We start from the raw sequence: 15,272 nt of genomic DNA on the forward strand, positions 1-15,272 counted from the left end.
GCAGGCCCCGCGACTCACACCGCTCGCTTGCGCAGCTTGCGCCGCTCGCGCTCGGAGAGCCCGCCCCAGATGCCGAACCGCTCATCGTTGCCGAGCGCGTATTCGAGGCATTCGGCGCGGACCTCGCAGCCGGTGCAGATCTTCTTCGCGTCCCTCGTCGATCCGCCCTTCTCAGGGAAGAACGCCTCGGGATCGGTCTGCGCGCACAATGCGTCGCTCTGCCACGCCAACGGATTGTCGTCATCGACCGCCGGGCGCACACCGGGTACTCCCAGCCTGACCGGATCGACGAACCAATCGTCAGGTACTCCAGAACGATATTCAGGACTCGCCATATCGTCTCCCACCCAGTTGTACCGACCACCCGAAGGGTGTGTCATGAACAATTACACCCATGTAATTCCCGCGAGTCAAGTCGCAGATGGTAAACCCTCAATCACCTGTCGAGGCTTCACGCGGCACGCGACACGCCGGTGTGTTGGGGAGACGTTATGAATCGTCGGCTCACGCAGCGGCGCGGCGAGCCTCCCACGCCGTGCGCACCATCTCGGCGAGCGTGTGGCGCATCCTCCAGTCGAGGTCGCGGGCGGCGAGCTCGCCCGAGGCGACGATGCGGGCCGGGTCGCCGGCGCGGCGCGGCGCGATCTCGGGCGCGAACTCGATGCCGGTCACGTCGGCGACGGTGCGCATGATCTCCCCGACCGAGACGCCGTCGCCCGAGCCCAGGTTGTAGACCGGCTCGATCGGCTCGCCGGCGTCGAGCCGCTGTGCGGCCGCGACGTGCGCCTCGGCGAGGTCGGCGACGTGGATGTAGTCGCGCACGCATGTTCCGTCGGGCGTCGGGTAGTCTTCGCCGTTGATGCGGGGCGTACGGCCGTCGAGCAGCGCGTCGAACACCAGCGGGAAGAGGTTGTGCGGGCTCGGGTCGAAGATCTCGGGGGTGCCCGAGCCGACGACGTTGAAGTAGCGCAGGCTCGTGTGCGCGAGCCCCGCCGCGCGGCCCTGGTCGGCGAGGAGCCACTCGCCGATGAGCTTGGACTCGCCATAGGGCGATTCGGGATGCTTCGGGGTCGACTCCGTGACGAGGTCGACGTCGGGCGTGCCGTAGACGGCCGCGCTCGACGAGAACACGATGCGCGAGACGTCCTTCGACTCCATTGCCGCCAGCAGGGTGGACGTGCCCGTGACGTTCTGCTGGTACGTGTGAAGGGGACGCTGCACCGAGACGCCGGCGTACTTGAAGCCGGCGAGGTGCACGACGCCGCGCACGTCGTAGCGCTCGAGGGTGGACTCGAGGAGGCGTCCGTCGAGGATGGAGCCCTGCACGAAGGGCGTGCCGTCGGCGACGAAGCCGCGACGGCCCGACGACAGGTCGTCGACGACCACCGTGTCGATGCCCTTCGCCGCGAACGCCCGCACGACGTGCGCACCGATGTAGCCCGCTCCCCCGGTGACCAGCCAGCTCATGTTCCGCCTCTCCGGCGGCGGTGTCTCCGGCGCCCACACGATCCTAACGGGGGCGTCGAGCGGGCCGAGGAGCGAGCGCGGCGAGCGCCTCGAGACCCCGGCAGGCCAGGGCCGAGGGGTGGCGGCGGGACGGCTCGAGGCCCCGGGTCATCCGAGCCGCTCGACGTGCCGTACCCGGTCCCGGATCTCGGGCCTGCCGTAGCCGTCGCGACCGAGCCCCGCGACGGTGGCGACGACACCCCACACGGCGAGCGCGACGAGGACGGCGATGAGGAGGATCATGAAGATGGACATGGCAGTTAATGTATGGATTGCAAGATCCTGCCGACAGTGGCAGAGTTGACACAGAACAACTCATTCCTGCCATCGACTCGCCGACATCCGGAGGTCCGCATGCTCCGCTCCATCGCCTGTCTCGCCGTTCCCCAGATGGCGCCGTTCGAGTTCGGCGTGATCTGCGAGGTGTTCGGCATCGACCGATCCGAGCACGGCGGTCCGGTCTTCGACTTCCACGTCGTCGCCGCCGACCCCGGCACCGTGTCGACGAAGCTCGGCTTCGACCTCGTCGTGCACGAGGGCCTCGACTTCGCTCGCACCGCCGACCTCGTCGCGGTCCCGGCCGCGCTCATCGACCAGCCGGTCGACGAGCGCATCGCCGAGGTGCTCCGCGACGCCGTCGCCCGCGGCGCCTGGGTGCTGAGCGTCTGCTCGGGCGCCTTCATGCTCGGCAAGGCGGGCGTGCTCGCCGGCCGCCGCGCCACGACCCACTGGATGTACTCCGACCGCCTCGCCGCCGACTTCCCCGACACCGAGGTCGACCCCGACGTGCTCTTCGTGCAAGACGGCAAGGTCGTCACCGGCGCCGGAACGGCCGCCGGCATCGACGCCGCCCTGCACGTCGTGCGCACCGAGCTCGGGGCGAGCGCCGCGAACATCATCGCCCGCCGCATGGTGGTGCCACCGCAGCGCGACGGCGGCCAGTCGCAGTTCATCCAGACGCCGGTGGTCGAGTGCCGCAGCGACTCGTTCGCCACGATCACCGCGTGGATGCTCGAGCACCTCGACGAGGACCTCACCGTCGACCTGCTCGCGCGCAGGGCGCTGATGTCGCCCCGCACGTTCGCCCGCCGATTCCGGGCCGAGACCGGCACGACGCCGAACGCATGGCTCAACCGTCAGCGACTGCTGCGGGCGCAGCAGCTGCTCGAAGAGAGCGATCTCAACCTCGAGGAGATCGCCCGCGAGACCGGCTTCGGCACCGCTGCCGTCATGCGACACCACTTCGTCAAGGTGCTGCAGACGACTCCGACCGCCTACCGACGCCTGTTCGGCATGCGCGTCGCGAGCTGACCGTCGCTCCGAGGCGGAGGCCTCGAGCCCGCCCTCAGCCGACGCCGTTCGTCGCCACCCAGGCGACGCCCGGCCCGCTCACCACGACACGCCGCTCGTCGGGGGTGACGTAGGCGATCTCACCGCGCTCGAGATGCGCCTCGCCGAGTTCGCCGCGCAGGACGACCGGCCCGCCGTCGGCGATCACGATCGCGGGCCCGTCGAGGTCGGCGGCCGGCGCGGCGCCGGCGGCCGCGCCGGAGGCATCCGCATCGCCCGATGCAGCGCCCGAAAGCCGGTGCAGCACGAAGTCGGGCACGTCGGGACGGAACGTCTCGACGCCGGCGCGCGGCCGCTCGGGCTGGAGCCGGGGCGGCGCCCCGGGTGTGAAGTCGAGCACGTCGACGAGCTCCGACACATCGATGTGCTTCGGGGTGAGGCCGCCGCGCAGCACGTTGTCGCTCGCAGCCATGAGTTCGATGCCGAGCCCGTCGAGGTAGGCGTGGATGTTGCCCGCAGCGAGGTAGAGCGACTCGCCCGCGCGCAGCCGCACGCGATTGAGCAGCAGCGAGATGACGATGCCCGGGTCACCCGGATACGCGTCGGCGAGTGCGCCGACGGTCTCGAACGACGGTGCGTACGGGGAGACGGCCGCCTCGGGCGATGCGGCGAGCGCGACGACCCGCTCGATCACCCAGTTCGCCTCACCCGAGTCGCCGCCGCGGCCGTCGCGCAGCAGCCACTCGACGGTCGCCCGCAGCGGCTCGGGTTCGGCGAGGTGCTCGGCGAGCAGGTCGAGCGCGCCCGGCTGCGGCTCGGCCGACGCCGCATCGGCGGCGCGGAGCACGCGGAGGAGGCCCTGCACCTCGTCGAGCGGGCGGAACCCCGACAGCGCGTCGAACGTCTCGCTCACCGCGACGATGAGTTCGGGCTTGTGGAACTCGTCCTTGTAGTTGCGGTCGTACGCATCGATCGCGACTCCCTCGGCCTCTTCGCGGGCGAAGCCGGCTCGCGCCTGTGCGGGCGTCGGATGGGCCTGCAGCGACAGCGGTGCGCCCGCGGCGAGCACCTTGAGCAGGAACGGCAACCTCGCGCCCCGTGCCGCGAGCTCGGGCCCCAGCGCGGTCACCGGGTCGGCGGCGATCCACTCGGCGAGGTCGGCATGGCCGACGGATGCCGCGTCGACGATCTTCGACGGCGATCCGGCGTGCGCCCCCAGCCAGAGCTCGGCCTCTGGGTCACCCGACGCGGTGCGCCCGCGGTAGTCGGCGATCGCGGTGCGCGAGCCCCAGGCGTAGTCGCGCGGGGTGTTGTCGATCGTCACGAACATCCGTGCATGGTCCTCTCGTCGGCGTGACTCCCAGCGTATCGACGGGCCGGTCGTCATGATGGTGTCCGCTTCTGCGCGATCCGATGCGAGCCGATCGTGGGAACCGTCAGCATCGACCGCGACGACGATCACCTGACCGGAGCTGCACCACGCCCGTTCCCGTCACGTCCCACTCGTTCGGCTACGCCCGAGCGAGAGCCACTGATAGCCTGAATGCTCTCAGCCGGCTCGGCCCCACATCACCTGGAGCGGAATGTCAATCGTCATCATCGGAGATATCGGTTGGCGGAATCACTACCATCTCGGGGATGACGCGATGACGGAGGCCGCAATCGAGCAGTTGCGCCTTCGTGGTCACGAAGATCTGATCCTGACCGCCGGCGATCCCGATGCGGCCACTGAGTTGTACGGCCTCCCAGCGGTCCCGCGCTTCGGCTTCTCGGGGCGATGGGACCGAGCACGCTCGCTCGCGTGGCTCGATCGTGTGGTCGATGAGGCCGATCGCACCCACCCGGCGATCGCGGCCATCGCCTCGTCCGAAGCCCTCCTGATCGCGGGCGGCGGCAATCTCAATTCCCGGTACTTCCATCTCGCTCTCGACCGGCTGTGCGCAGTACGACTCGCACGCCGGTTCGACGTCCCTGTCTTCGTCTCGAGTCAGACCGTCGGCCCGTTCACCGATGACGTCGACGAAGCCCTCGTGATCGAGATCGCAAGGTCAGCACGACTGTTCGGAGCCCGCGACACCGCGAGCCACCGCTTGATCTCCCGACACACACCGGTCACCCACACCATGGATGACGCCGCAGCACTCTCACCCTCTCCGCTCGCGCCGCCGACCGGACGCTACATCGTCGGGAGCTTCGCCCCGAATCCCGAGGGATCAGGGCTGACGGACGTCGAGTACATCGACCAGATCGCACACACGCTCGACCGCCTCTCAACCGAGCTCGACGCGGACGTCGTGCTCATCCCCCACATGGGACCGTTGCACGGGGATCCGACCGGTGTCGACCAACGCGTGCACGCCGAGATCATCGGCTCGACGAAGAGCGGCCGTGTGCGGGCCACCGGAATCATGATGGCGCGCGACGCGATCAGCCATACCGCCCACGCGATCCTGTCGATCTCGACGCGCTATCACCCCGTCGTGTTCGCACCCATGGTGGGAACTCCTGCCATCGGCATCGCGCTCAACTACTACTCCTCGATCCGGATGCGCGGCGCGCTCGAGAACACCGGCCTGTCCGCTTTCGTGGCCCCGGCGGAGACGTGGTTCAGCGGCGGCGTGGAAGCGATGGCAGTGGAGCTCGCCGCTCGGGCGGATGAGTTCGCGGAGCACATCGCAGGTGTTCGCTCGACCCGCGAGCGCGAACTCCGCGCCTGGTGGGACGCGATATCTTCGGAGATCCGAGGCGCAGCGACGACGCCCGCGGCAGACCTCACGCCGGCGGCTCCGTTCCCGGCGACCGGTGGATGGCATGTGCCGCTCGAACAGGTGACCCGCGTGTCAGACCTCCTCGGGCTGGAACGGTTGACGAGCGAGCGGCAGTCTCAGCGCATCAACGAACTCGATTCCGCGATGGCTGAGCTCTCATCGACGGCGGCGTCCCTCCGGGAGAACCTCGACTCCCTGCAGCGCGACCGAGATTCGCTGGGATCGGAGCTCGAGGCGCACCGGGAGCAGCTCGCGGCCGCGCATCGTGCCCTGACCCGATCGCAACGGGATCTCGAGATTCGCGACGGCGAGCTGGAGCGAGCCCTCTCGCGCCGCGCGGTCCGGCTGGCCGACGCCGCCGGGAGGCAGTGGCGAAGGCTGCGGGGAATCCGCACGTAGCGGGTCCGGATCAGCTGCCGGATCCGAAGGGTGCTTGATGGCGGGTCTGCGCACCTCGGGGAGACGTCTCCACACCTCGTCACCCGAGTAGCGATGACGACCGCTCCTCATCGGGAGCTCCGCCGAGCAGTCCGGAGTCCGCCCGATGATCTCTCGAGATGATCGAGCGACTTCGGACTGCTCAGTCGCAGATTCGGTGTCGCAATCGTGCTACCCGACTCGCGTTTCGAGTGCTCGAATAGCGGCCACCGTCCGCTCGGACGCCCGACCGTCCCGGAACGCGAAGACCCGTCGAATGCGGTCGCCGTAGATGCGATCGAAGGCATCGCCATCGACGATCGACGACTCGATCGCCGAGATGACCTCGTCATGGCCCGCGACCACCGGCCCGAAACCATCGGTCTCGTAGCTGAATTCGCCCCGGCGGAACGCGTGGCTGCCAGAGAAGAACTCATCATGGTCGAACTGGTAGTAGACCACGCCGGAACCGACGTACGCCGCTTCGAACGCAAGCGATGAGTAGTCGGTCACCGCGAGTCTCGATCTCGCGATCCATGTCTTGATGTCGGATTCAGCGTATGAAACGAGCTGTACCCAGTCCGGAACATCCGATGGGAGGATGTGACCCTGCATGTTCGGATGCGGGGCGAAGGCCACTTGCAGGCCCGTCCGCTCAGCGAGGCTTCGGAGCCGATCGCTCGCCACGACCTCCATCCAGGAACGGAAATACCGCGAGTCCCGGAAGCCTTCGAGCGCGCTGCGCTCGTTGGTCTTCCCATCGACGAGTTCGAGCAGCGACTTGCGCCACGTCGGAATGATCAGCAGGAGGTCGCGTCGACCATTCGACGCCAGCTGTTCGAGCTCGTCGTGCCTGGGGAACCCCGTGAGCACGACTTCCTTCGAGGTGAGCTTGTATGCTCCCCCCGATCTGGTGAACTCGTGCTGCTCCTGCTCGGTCGCCGTGATCGTGAGGCCGATGGGCTTCGCGTTCATCCACCGCGAGAGGTCGTTATGGGTGACGCCGTGCGAGAGGAAGGTGAACGTCGGAGCGGCCTTCCAGAGCGCCTTCTCGGGGAACGGGTGGAGGATGTAGTGGTCCATCTGCGACGAGATCAGATGCCGCGCGTGGTACCAGAGCGCGAGATGTTCACGAGAACGGTGTGCGACGACGCGGAATCCTTCGCGCTTCAGCCGCGTGTAGTCGGGCGACTCTCGATCGACGACGAAGTAGGCGTTCACCTCGGGCTCATGCTGCGCGAGATAGCGATAGAGGGACTCCGCGTTGTCGCGCCCGATCGTGTCCCGATCGATGAGCAGCCATGCGTTCGCGTACTGCTTCGCCGCGGAGGCCGACTTCGCATACCTGCGCCACTCCCGTTGCCGCGACTTGGTCAACTCGCGCCGTGCTCGATTCGCGACGCGGGCGGCCAGGGTCGCCCGTGAACGAACCGCTGCAACTGTGCGCGGGTGGTTCTTGAACGGCGGATTCGCTCGTCGAAGCTTCTGCCAGATGTGGCCCGGCGTCGCCTCGATGATCGCCTGGCCCGGGTTCCCGAACCTCAGTCGTTCCGGCATCGACCGACCCGCCCGTTGAACGGTGACGTCCTGCATCGCGGAGACCCAGATGATCCGCTCCCACAGCCACGCTTCCCTGAAATAGACGAACGCGCGCGTCTTCGAGGCGAACGGCTGCACTTCGACGCCATCGAGACGAATGGTCTCGGTGGCGTCCACGGAGTCGGTGAAGTATCGGATGCAGACGAGTCCACGAGCAGAATCGAGCTCCGTGAGGTACACATCCTGATCGGCGAGCGCGCCGGTGCTTCGGAGGATCCACGCTTCCCGAATGTGAGGCGGGATGTCGGTCACGTTGTACTCGAGGATGACATGCCTGGAGATGTGACTCAGGTATCGCTCGAATCGGCGGTTGATCGCGACGCATTCCGCGACGCTCAGTCCGGCCGTCGGCGAATCGTTCCTCAAGTCCATCTTGAAGTACCACTGAAGGTCGTACAGCATCATGTACTGCAGCCACCGCGGCACCGGCATGTCGGAGAAGTACTTCTGGGCGACTCGAGCGAAGCCGTGCTCCAACGCGCCATCGAATCGGTCTGCTCGCGTCCACGCGTTGTCGAGCTGCGAGGTTCCGTCATCGCGCTTCCGATAGAAGTACTCCGCCTCGGCGACGAACGCGATCCTGCGGCGCGGTGAGCTGGCGAGGACCTCAGCGGTGAAGACACCGTCCTCCACCGTCGAGACACGGTCATCGAATTCCAGGGCGATCGAACGGATCGCGTCGAGCCGGAACGCCGCCGAATTCACGGCGAAGGGGAAGAACCGGGGCGATTCATCGATATCCACGACGCGCGTTCCACGGGAGAAGCGGAAACGGAACGGGTGCGAGTCCGTCGCACTCGCGGGACTGCCGAAGAAGGGCAGGAATCGGGCGACTGCGACGTCGACGTCGTCCCGCTCGACGCAATCGATCAGGGAGCGCACGTAGCCCGCGCCGAGCACATCGTCAGGGTCGGGGAAGCTGATCCAGACTCCGGAGGCCACCGCCATCCCGGCGTTCCGCGCACTGCTGAGTCCCCCGTTCTCCTTCGTGACGATCTGAGTCCTGATCCGCGAATGCTCGGCGACCCAGTCGCGGATGACCTGCTCACTGCGGTCGGTCGCCCCGTCGATGGTGAAGATCACCTCGGCGGAGTCCAGTGCGGCCCCCTGGGCGGCGATACTTTCGAGGAACTCCGGAAGCCAGCGTTCGACGTTGTAGACCGGGATGACCAACGAGAGTGTCGGACGTGCTTGCGTCATAGGGCGGGCCTCCGAGTGTCGAGAGCAGGAATCGCATGACCGCCGAACAGGCGGACCGGGCTCCGACCGCGCCTTCGTGTTCGCAAGCGGCGGGGGCCGCAGGACATTCTACGATTGATCGAGCGCGCGTCCCATTTCGGGCGAGCCCGGGCGTCGTACACCGCTCGACACCCACCACCGACACACAGCCGTCGTAGGAGTACACCCACTTGCGCCACGCGATCATCGACCTCCTCGCCCACGACTCACTCCTGCCGCTGCGCGACCGCGTGCGCGACGGCCTGGGCTGGGCACAGGGAGTCCGTCTTCGCACTTCCCGCGGTGTTCGGTCGGAGGCCGGGCTCCTCAGCGTGGTCGTTCCCGCCTACGGCGTCGAGGCCTACATCGAGGAGTGCCTCTCGTCTCTCAGACGACAGAACTACCGGAACGTGGAGATCATCGTCGTCGATGACGGCTCGCCCGATCGGAGCGGTGAGATCGCACGACGCCTCGCCAAGCGCGACCCGCGGATCGTCGTGATCCGCCAGGAGAACGGCGGCCTGAGCTCGGCACGCAACACGGGCGCCGCCAATGCACGCGGCGAGTACCTGACCTTCATCGACAGCGACGACGTCGTCGACCGGCACGTCTTCACGCAGGCGATCGAGTCGCTGCGAGCGACCGGGTCTGACTTCGCGGTCTCCCCGTACCGGCGCAAGTATCGCAACGGGTTCCCGCCCGCTGCTCCGTGGATCCATGCCGCTCACGCGCGGGATCGGTTCGCGTGCACCCTCGAGGAGTTCCCCGAGATCCAGGTCAATGCCGTCGCCTGGAGCAAGGTCTACCGTCGGGCGTTCTGGGATGCCTCCGAGCTGGCGTTCCCGGTCGGCGTGCTCTACGAGGATCAGGCCGTGTCGGCCCGGGCCTATGCGATGGCCCGGTCGTTCGACGTGCTGTCGACCGTGTCGATCAACTGGCGAATGCGCGAAGACCAGACTTCGATCTCCCAGCAGGTCACGAGCGTCCGCAACATCACCGATCATTGGGGCGCCGTCCGTGCCTCGCTGGATGTCCTCGCCGAATACGGCCACGCCGAGGCGAGGCGTGCCCGCCTCGCCCAGATCATCTCGAACAACCTCACCGAGTTCTTCATGCTCATCCGCGAGATGTCCGACGAGGCCTGGGCTGTGTTCGCAGCGTCCGTGCAGTACCTCGTCGACCAGATCGACCTCGATTCCGTCTGGGACGAGATCGATGCTCGGAGCAAGCTGCTGACGCACATCGTGGCCGCCGGTGACCGGAAGGCCGCCCTTCGATTCCTCGAGCGCGATGGATGGCGACGCGAGTTCTACCACGCCGAGCTCCGGGGCGACGCCCTCTACGCGCACCCAGATGCCGCGGACGGCATCATTGCAGGACCGGAGTCGGCATTCAAGCTGTCGCCCCGCGAATCCGCCCTCGTCGCAGAGGTCGCCCACGCGCGGCGCCTCGAGGACGGCATCGAACTCGGAATCATCGCATACATCGACGGCCACGACCCGCACGCAGCCGAGTTGCTGGCCGCCGTCGAGCTCGTACCGGATCGCGGCGAGATCGGTCTCCCGGTCGCGAGCGAGTGGGTCCACGCCCCTGCCGAACTCGCGAGCCGATCGACACCGTATGTCGATCGCTCGAGCCAGATGCTGCGGGTGTTCGTGCCGTTCGATCGGCTCGCGGATCATCCTGAGGACTACCGGCTCCGCCTCACCCTCCGGTCGGACGCGCTCGTGCGCACGGGCCTCGCGACCCGTCCGAGCCCGCACCCGAGCTTCGCCAGCACGACGCTCGCGACGGGACTCCGGCTCGACCTCGTCACCGGGCACGGCGACGACGCCGTGCTCCGAACCGGGCGCGCGTCGGCGTCGGTCATCTCGTGGGCGACGGACGGTTCGCGGGCGACGATCGGCCTGGCAGGCGGGACCTTCCAGCGCGTTGCGCTCGTGAGCCCGATGGATCGGTTCGGGCGTCGACGGCGGGAAGCCCGCGTCGAACGTCGCGACGGAGTGCAGCGGGCGACGCTCCGGATCGGCCGACCGATGCCGGCAACGGGTCACGGGCCCGGCGACTGGTACGTGACGGCGCAGGATGAGCACGGCGCCTGGCACTGGGTCGAGGTCGACGACGCGGCCGGGGTCGAAGGTCATGGGCTGACCGGGTTGCGGACGCAGACGAGGACGGCATCGGGAGTCGCCGTACCGGCGGCCACGGCCACGGTGCACCGCCGCGAGACGAACTGCTTCTCCGGGGTGTCCCTCGCCGATGACGTGCTGGTGCTCTCGACCGAGGATCGCCCGGACGGCGATTTCGCCGCGGTCTCCGGCAGCCGGCGCGTGCCCGTCGCGCGCACTCCCGGCGAGAATGCGCTCACCCTTCCGCTCACGATCGACGAGTTCGGCCGCGCCGCGATGCCCCTGCCCCGGGGCGTGTACCGCATCACGTCCGCCGGACGGGACACAGCCATCGACGAGGGGTTGCGCCTTCGCCTTCCCATCGCACTGCTGACCGGCACCCAGCAGATCACCGTCCGGGCGGACGACTGGAACACGCTCGTCGTGGACATCGACGTGGCCCGCCCGGTTCAGGACCGCGGCCCGGGCAGCATCGAACGGCTCCGACTCGAAGCGTTGACAGCCGCCGGCGAGTCGGAGCGTCCGATGGTGCTGTTCCGCTGCCTCTACAGCGAGTCGGCGAACGACACGGCTCTTGCCCTGCACGAGCGGCTGCGAGAGCGCGGCGCCGACCTCGAACTCGTCTGGGCCGCACGCGACCACTCGACGGCCGTGCCCGAAGGCGGCCGACGGGTGATCGAGAATTCGCGCGAGTACTTCGAAGCCTTCGTGCGGGCCGACTACGTCGTCGTCAACGTGCACCAGCCCGACTGGTTCGAGAAGCGCGACGGCCAAGTGGTCATCGAGACCTTCCACGGCTACCCCTTCAAGGTGAACGGGGCCGCCTGGTGGCGAAGGCTGGGCTTCCCGCCCGAGCGCATCGAGTCCTTCCACCGGCGCGCGGCCGAATGGGACTACCTCGTCTCCCCCGCCCCGTACGCGACGCCGTACCTGCTCGAATTCTTCCGCGACCGCGATCCCGCCGAGACGGAGATCCTCGAGATCGGGTATCCCCGGAACGATGCGCTGCTCGACGCGAGCGCCGCCGAGCGGCGCTCGCGTGCCCGTCGAGCACTGGGACTGGCCGAGGGCGACTTCGCCGTCCTCTACGCACCGACCTTCCGCGACTATCTCTCAGCAGACGACATGTCCGCCACGGCCTCGGAGTTCCTGGACACCGACGCCCTCACGCGAAAGCTCGGGTCCGGGTACCGGGTTCTCACGCGCGGGCACCCGTTCAACGCGCGCGGTGCTGCGGAGTCCGCCGGCTCTGCGATCGACGTGACGAACCACCCCGACATCAACGACCTGATCCTCGCCTCGGACGCGGGGATCCTCGACTACTCCTCGCTGCGATTCGACTACGCGTTGACTGACAAGCCGATGATCTTCTTCACCCCTGACGAGGAGCGGTACTTCGCCGAGCGACCCGGATTCTTCGACTACGCGCCGACGGCGCCAGGGCCGAGGGCGACGACGACCGATGCGGTCGTCGACCTGCTGCGCGACCCGGATCGGCTCGGCGCTGAATGGGCTGCGGCGCGTGCGCAGTTCCGATCGAGCTTCACGCCGCTCGACGACGGCAACGCCGCCGACCGGCTGATCGACCGGGTGTTCGTTCCGCGCGGGGATGCACCTCCGCTCGCCGATCCGCCGAGTGCCGCGCGGTAGCCTTGTCCGCATGGAGTCCCCACGGCGCAACGCGCTCATCGGCGCGTATGCGACGTTCGCGCTCTTCACGCTGCTCGCGGGCCAGTTCTGGCGCAATCTGCTCGGGTGGTGGGGCTTCGGCATCGTCGCCGCGCTCGTCGTCGTCGGCGCCATCTGGCTCGTCGTCACCACGAAGCCGACGTGGAAGTGGCGGCGCGTACCGAAATCGACCCTGGTCTTCCTCGTCGTCGCGACGCTCTCGATCGCGTGGTCGTTCTACCCCGGCGCCTCGGCGCTGGGCATCGCACTCACGCTCGTCACGACGTTCGTCGGCGTCGCGATCGCCCTGTGCCTCAGCTGGCCGCGCCTCGTCCACGCGCTGTCCGCCGCGCTCAAGTGGGTGCTCGCGCTGTCGCTGCTCTTCGAGTTCTGGGTCGCGGCGTTCGTGCGCGAGCCGCTGCTGCCGAACTTCCCCGACTTCGATGCGAGTGCCGAGAAGCTGCCGATGGCGTTCTACTGGTCGCGTGCGCTGCTCTTCGACGGCGGCCCGATTGAAGGCGTGGTCGCGAGCCGCAACCTGCTGGCGATGGCTTCCCTGCTCGCGATCATCGTGTTCGGGACGATGCTCGCCTCCGGCGCCATGCGCCGCGCGAGCGGCATCTTCTGGCTCGTCGTCGCGGGCACGGCATTCGCGCTGACCCGGTCGGCGACCGTGATCCTCGTCGCGGTCGTCGTGGCGGTCGCCCTCGCGTTCTCGCTCTGGGCGCGACGCGTCGGGCCCGATCGTCGACGCGGCGTCTACTGGGCGGCCGGCGGCGCACTGGTGGCCTCCGTCTCGCTGCTCGTGGTGTTCTGGGGGCGCCTGCTCGATGTGTTCGGCAAAGGCGACGACCTCACCGGCCGGCTCGACATCTGGAGTTCGGTGATCGGCATGATCACCGAACGGCCGTGGTTCGGGTGGGGCTGGGTCGGCTACTGGAACCCGTTCGTCGAGCCGTTCGACGGCCTCGCCGTGCGCAAGGGCGTCGTGTACCTGCAGGCGCACAACGCCTGGCTCGACGTCTGGATGCAGATCGGCGTCGTCGGGCTGCTCGCGTTCGCCGCCGTCGTCATCGGCGCGCTCTGGCGGTCGTGGTTCCTCGCCGTCGACCGACCGATGGACGCCTCGGGGCGGGCGGTCCCGTATTCTGCCGCTGCCCTGCTGCCGTTGCTCCTGATCGTCGCACTCATCGGGCAGAGCCTCGCGGAGAGCCGATTGCTCGTCGAGAGCGGATGGGCGCTGCTCATCGCGATCGCCTGGGCGACGAAGCAGCGGCAGTGGAAGCCGGAGCCCCTCGTGGCCGGGACCGACCGGCGAAGGCTGCCGGGTGGAATGGGTTTCGAGACGTCGCTCCGCTCCCCCTCGAACCACTCGTCGAAGGACGACGCTTGAGCTGGGGCGCGGTTCGCGAGTTCGTGGGATCGGCACGGTTCGCCCAGGCACTCGCGCTGATCGCGATCGGGCTCGCGTTCTCCACGCACGCGGTACGCTCGCTCATCGGCTGGCCCGGGCTCCTCGCAGCACTCGGCGGGTTGCTGATGCTCTGCGCGGCCTCGCTCGTGACGCGATGGCGGGCGATCGAGTGGTACGGCATCCTGCCGCTCACGATCCTCGTGTTCGTCGGCTGGAGCGCAGCCTCGGTGCTCTGGAGCAACACTCCGCTCGCCTCCGCCGTGCGGGTCGCCTACCTCGTCGCGTACGCGGTACTCGGTATCTACATCGCGCTCATGCGCGACACGATCCAGATCGTTCGTGCGTTCGGCGACACCTTCCGGCTGCTGCTCGGCGTCTCGCTCGCGCTCGAGGTGTTCTCCGGCATCCTCGTCGATCAGCCCATCCAGTTCCTGGGCGTCGAGGGGAACATCGCCGCGCTGGGCCCGATCCAGGGAATCTTCGGGTCGCGCAACCTGCTCGGGTTCGTGGCGCTCATCGCGCTCATCACCTTCATCGTCGAGTGGCGCACGCATATCGTGACGCGCACCCGCACGATCTTCTCGATCGCGCTCGCGGCGCTGTGCGTCGTGTTCGCGGGCTCGCCGACCACCTGGATCGCGCTCGGTGCGGCCCTCGTCGCCCTCGCCGCACTCTACGGTCTCCGCCGCGTGCCCGAACAGAACCGGTGGCGCTGGCAACTCGGACTGCTCGTACTCGTCGCCGCGGCGCTCGTCACCGGCTGGATCCTGCGAATCCGGATCATCGAGCTGCTCGACGCACGCGCCGAGTTCGACGTGCGGCTCGACCTCTGGCGCGAGCTCTCGCGCTACCTGAGCCTGAACCCGCTGCAGGGCTGGGGCTGGGTCGGCAAGTGGCCCGATGCTCCGCCGTACACCTGGCTCGAAGCCGGTGTCGGCCGGGCGCACGAATCCGCGCTCAACGCCTACTTCGACGCCTACTTCCAGGTCGGCGTCATCGGCGCCCTCGCATTCGCCGCACTCATCGGCGTCGCGCTCGTGCGCTCGTGGCTGCTGGCCTCGAACCGTCGCAGCGTCGTCTACCTGTGGCCGGCGCTCGTGCTCGTCGCGATCGCGGTGACGAGCGCCGCCGAGAGCTTCGCGCTCTACGAGGGCGGCTGGATGCTCGTCGTGATCTGCGCGGTCAAGGCCGCCCGCGACATGAGCTGGCGCGACGCGCTCAAGCGAAGCTGAGCGGCTCCTGCGAACGCTCGGCATTCTCGCG

The 15,272-nt window shown here is 68.3% G+C and carries 10 protein-coding genes; 5 read left to right on the top strand and 5 right to left on the bottom strand.

Annotation, left to right across the window (positions count from 1 at the left end; genetic code table 11):
- Positions 1-14: 14 nt before the first annotated feature.
- The 3 genes from ACWGPE_RS04110 to ACWGPE_RS04120 form a co-directional block, all read right to left on the bottom strand.
- Positions 15-335, bottom strand: a complete 321-nt coding sequence (locus ACWGPE_RS04110) for a WhiB family transcriptional regulator (protein WP_231431566.1) — start codon at positions 333-335, stop codon at positions 15-17.
- A 169-nt stretch (positions 336-504) separates the two neighbouring features.
- Positions 505-1,467, bottom strand: a complete 963-nt coding sequence (galE, locus tag ACWGPE_RS04115) for a UDP-glucose 4-epimerase GalE (protein ID WP_231431567.1) — start codon at positions 1,465-1,467, stop codon at positions 505-507.
- A gap of 147 nt (positions 1,468-1,614) precedes the next feature.
- Entirely contained in the window at positions 1,615-1,761 is a 147-nt protein-coding gene (locus tag ACWGPE_RS04120; protein ID WP_231431568.1) for a hypothetical protein, read from the bottom strand.
- A 99-nt stretch (positions 1,762-1,860) separates the two neighbouring features.
- On the opposite strand from ACWGPE_RS04120, the gene ACWGPE_RS04125 reads away from it, so the two are divergent.
- Positions 1,861-2,817 carry a GlxA family transcriptional regulator gene (locus tag ACWGPE_RS04125; protein ID WP_231431569.1) on the top strand — a complete coding sequence of 319 codons (957 nt, stop codon included), beginning with the start codon at positions 1,861-1,863 and terminating at the stop codon, positions 2,815-2,817.
- Between the two features lie 34 nt (positions 2,818-2,851).
- On the opposite strand, the gene manA is transcribed toward ACWGPE_RS04125, so the two are convergent.
- Positions 2,852-4,126: a mannose-6-phosphate isomerase, class I gene (manA, locus tag ACWGPE_RS04130; protein ID WP_452048195.1), complete on the bottom strand. Its 1,275-nt coding sequence runs from the start codon at positions 4,124-4,126 to the stop codon at positions 2,852-2,854.
- Positions 4,127-4,379: 253 nt separating this feature from the next.
- Between manA and ACWGPE_RS04135 the strand changes: the two genes are divergently transcribed.
- Entirely contained in the window at positions 4,380-5,963 is a 1,584-nt protein-coding gene (locus ACWGPE_RS04135) for a polysaccharide pyruvyl transferase family protein (protein ID WP_452048196.1), read from the top strand.
- 210 nt (positions 5,964-6,173) lie between these two features.
- On the opposite strand, the gene ACWGPE_RS04140 is transcribed toward ACWGPE_RS04135, so the two are convergent.
- Complete coding sequence (locus tag ACWGPE_RS04140) at positions 6,174-8,753, bottom strand: CDP-glycerol glycerophosphotransferase family protein (RefSeq protein ID WP_452048197.1); 2,580 nt, start codon at positions 8,751-8,753, stop codon at positions 6,174-6,176.
- A 236-nt stretch (positions 8,754-8,989) separates the two neighbouring features.
- On the opposite strand from ACWGPE_RS04140, the gene ACWGPE_RS04145 reads away from it, so the two are divergent.
- The 3 genes from ACWGPE_RS04145 to ACWGPE_RS04155 are packed head-to-tail and all read left to right on the top strand — an operon-like array spanning position 8,990 to position 15,241.
- Complete coding sequence (locus ACWGPE_RS04145; protein ID WP_452048198.1) at positions 8,990-12,577, top strand: bifunctional glycosyltransferase/CDP-glycerol:glycerophosphate glycerophosphotransferase; 3,588 nt, start codon at positions 8,990-8,992, stop codon at positions 12,575-12,577.
- Between the two features lie 10 nt (positions 12,578-12,587).
- Positions 12,588-13,988, top strand: a complete 1,401-nt coding sequence (locus tag ACWGPE_RS04150; RefSeq protein ID WP_452048199.1) for an O-antigen ligase family protein — start codon at positions 12,588-12,590, stop codon at positions 13,986-13,988.
- Positions 13,985-15,241 carry an O-antigen ligase family protein gene (locus tag ACWGPE_RS04155; protein ID WP_231431575.1) on the top strand — a complete coding sequence of 419 codons (1,257 nt, stop codon included), beginning with the start codon at positions 13,985-13,987 and terminating at the stop codon, positions 15,239-15,241. The genes ACWGPE_RS04150 and ACWGPE_RS04155 overlap by 4 nt, the downstream gene beginning before the upstream one ends.
- The last annotated feature ends 31 nt before the right edge of the window (positions 15,242-15,272 follow it).

The organism is Agromyces sp. NPDC055658 (assembly GCF_053618155.1).

Excerpts from the sequence above, each read along its gene's own strand:
- ACWGPE_RS04110 (WP_231431566.1), bottom strand. The coding sequence starts at position 335 with ATGGCGAGTCCTGAATATCGTTCTGGAGTACCTGACGATTGGTTCGTC.
- galE (WP_231431567.1), bottom strand. The coding sequence starts at position 1,467 with ATGAGCTGGCTGGTCACCGGGGGAGCGGGCTACATCGGTGCGCACGTC.
- ACWGPE_RS04120 (WP_231431568.1), bottom strand. The coding sequence starts at position 1,761 with ATGTCCATCTTCATGATCCTCCTCATCGCCGTCCTCGTCGCGCTCGCC.
- ACWGPE_RS04125 (WP_231431569.1), top strand. The coding sequence starts at position 1,861 with ATGCTCCGCTCCATCGCCTGTCTCGCCGTTCCCCAGATGGCGCCGTTC.
- manA (WP_452048195.1), bottom strand. The coding sequence starts at position 4,126 with ATGTTCGTGACGATCGACAACACCCCGCGCGACTACGCCTGGGGCTCG.
- ACWGPE_RS04135 (WP_452048196.1), top strand. The coding sequence starts at position 4,380 with ATGTCAATCGTCATCATCGGAGATATCGGTTGGCGGAATCACTACCAT.
- ACWGPE_RS04150 (WP_452048199.1), top strand. The coding sequence starts at position 12,588 with ATGGAGTCCCCACGGCGCAACGCGCTCATCGGCGCGTATGCGACGTTC.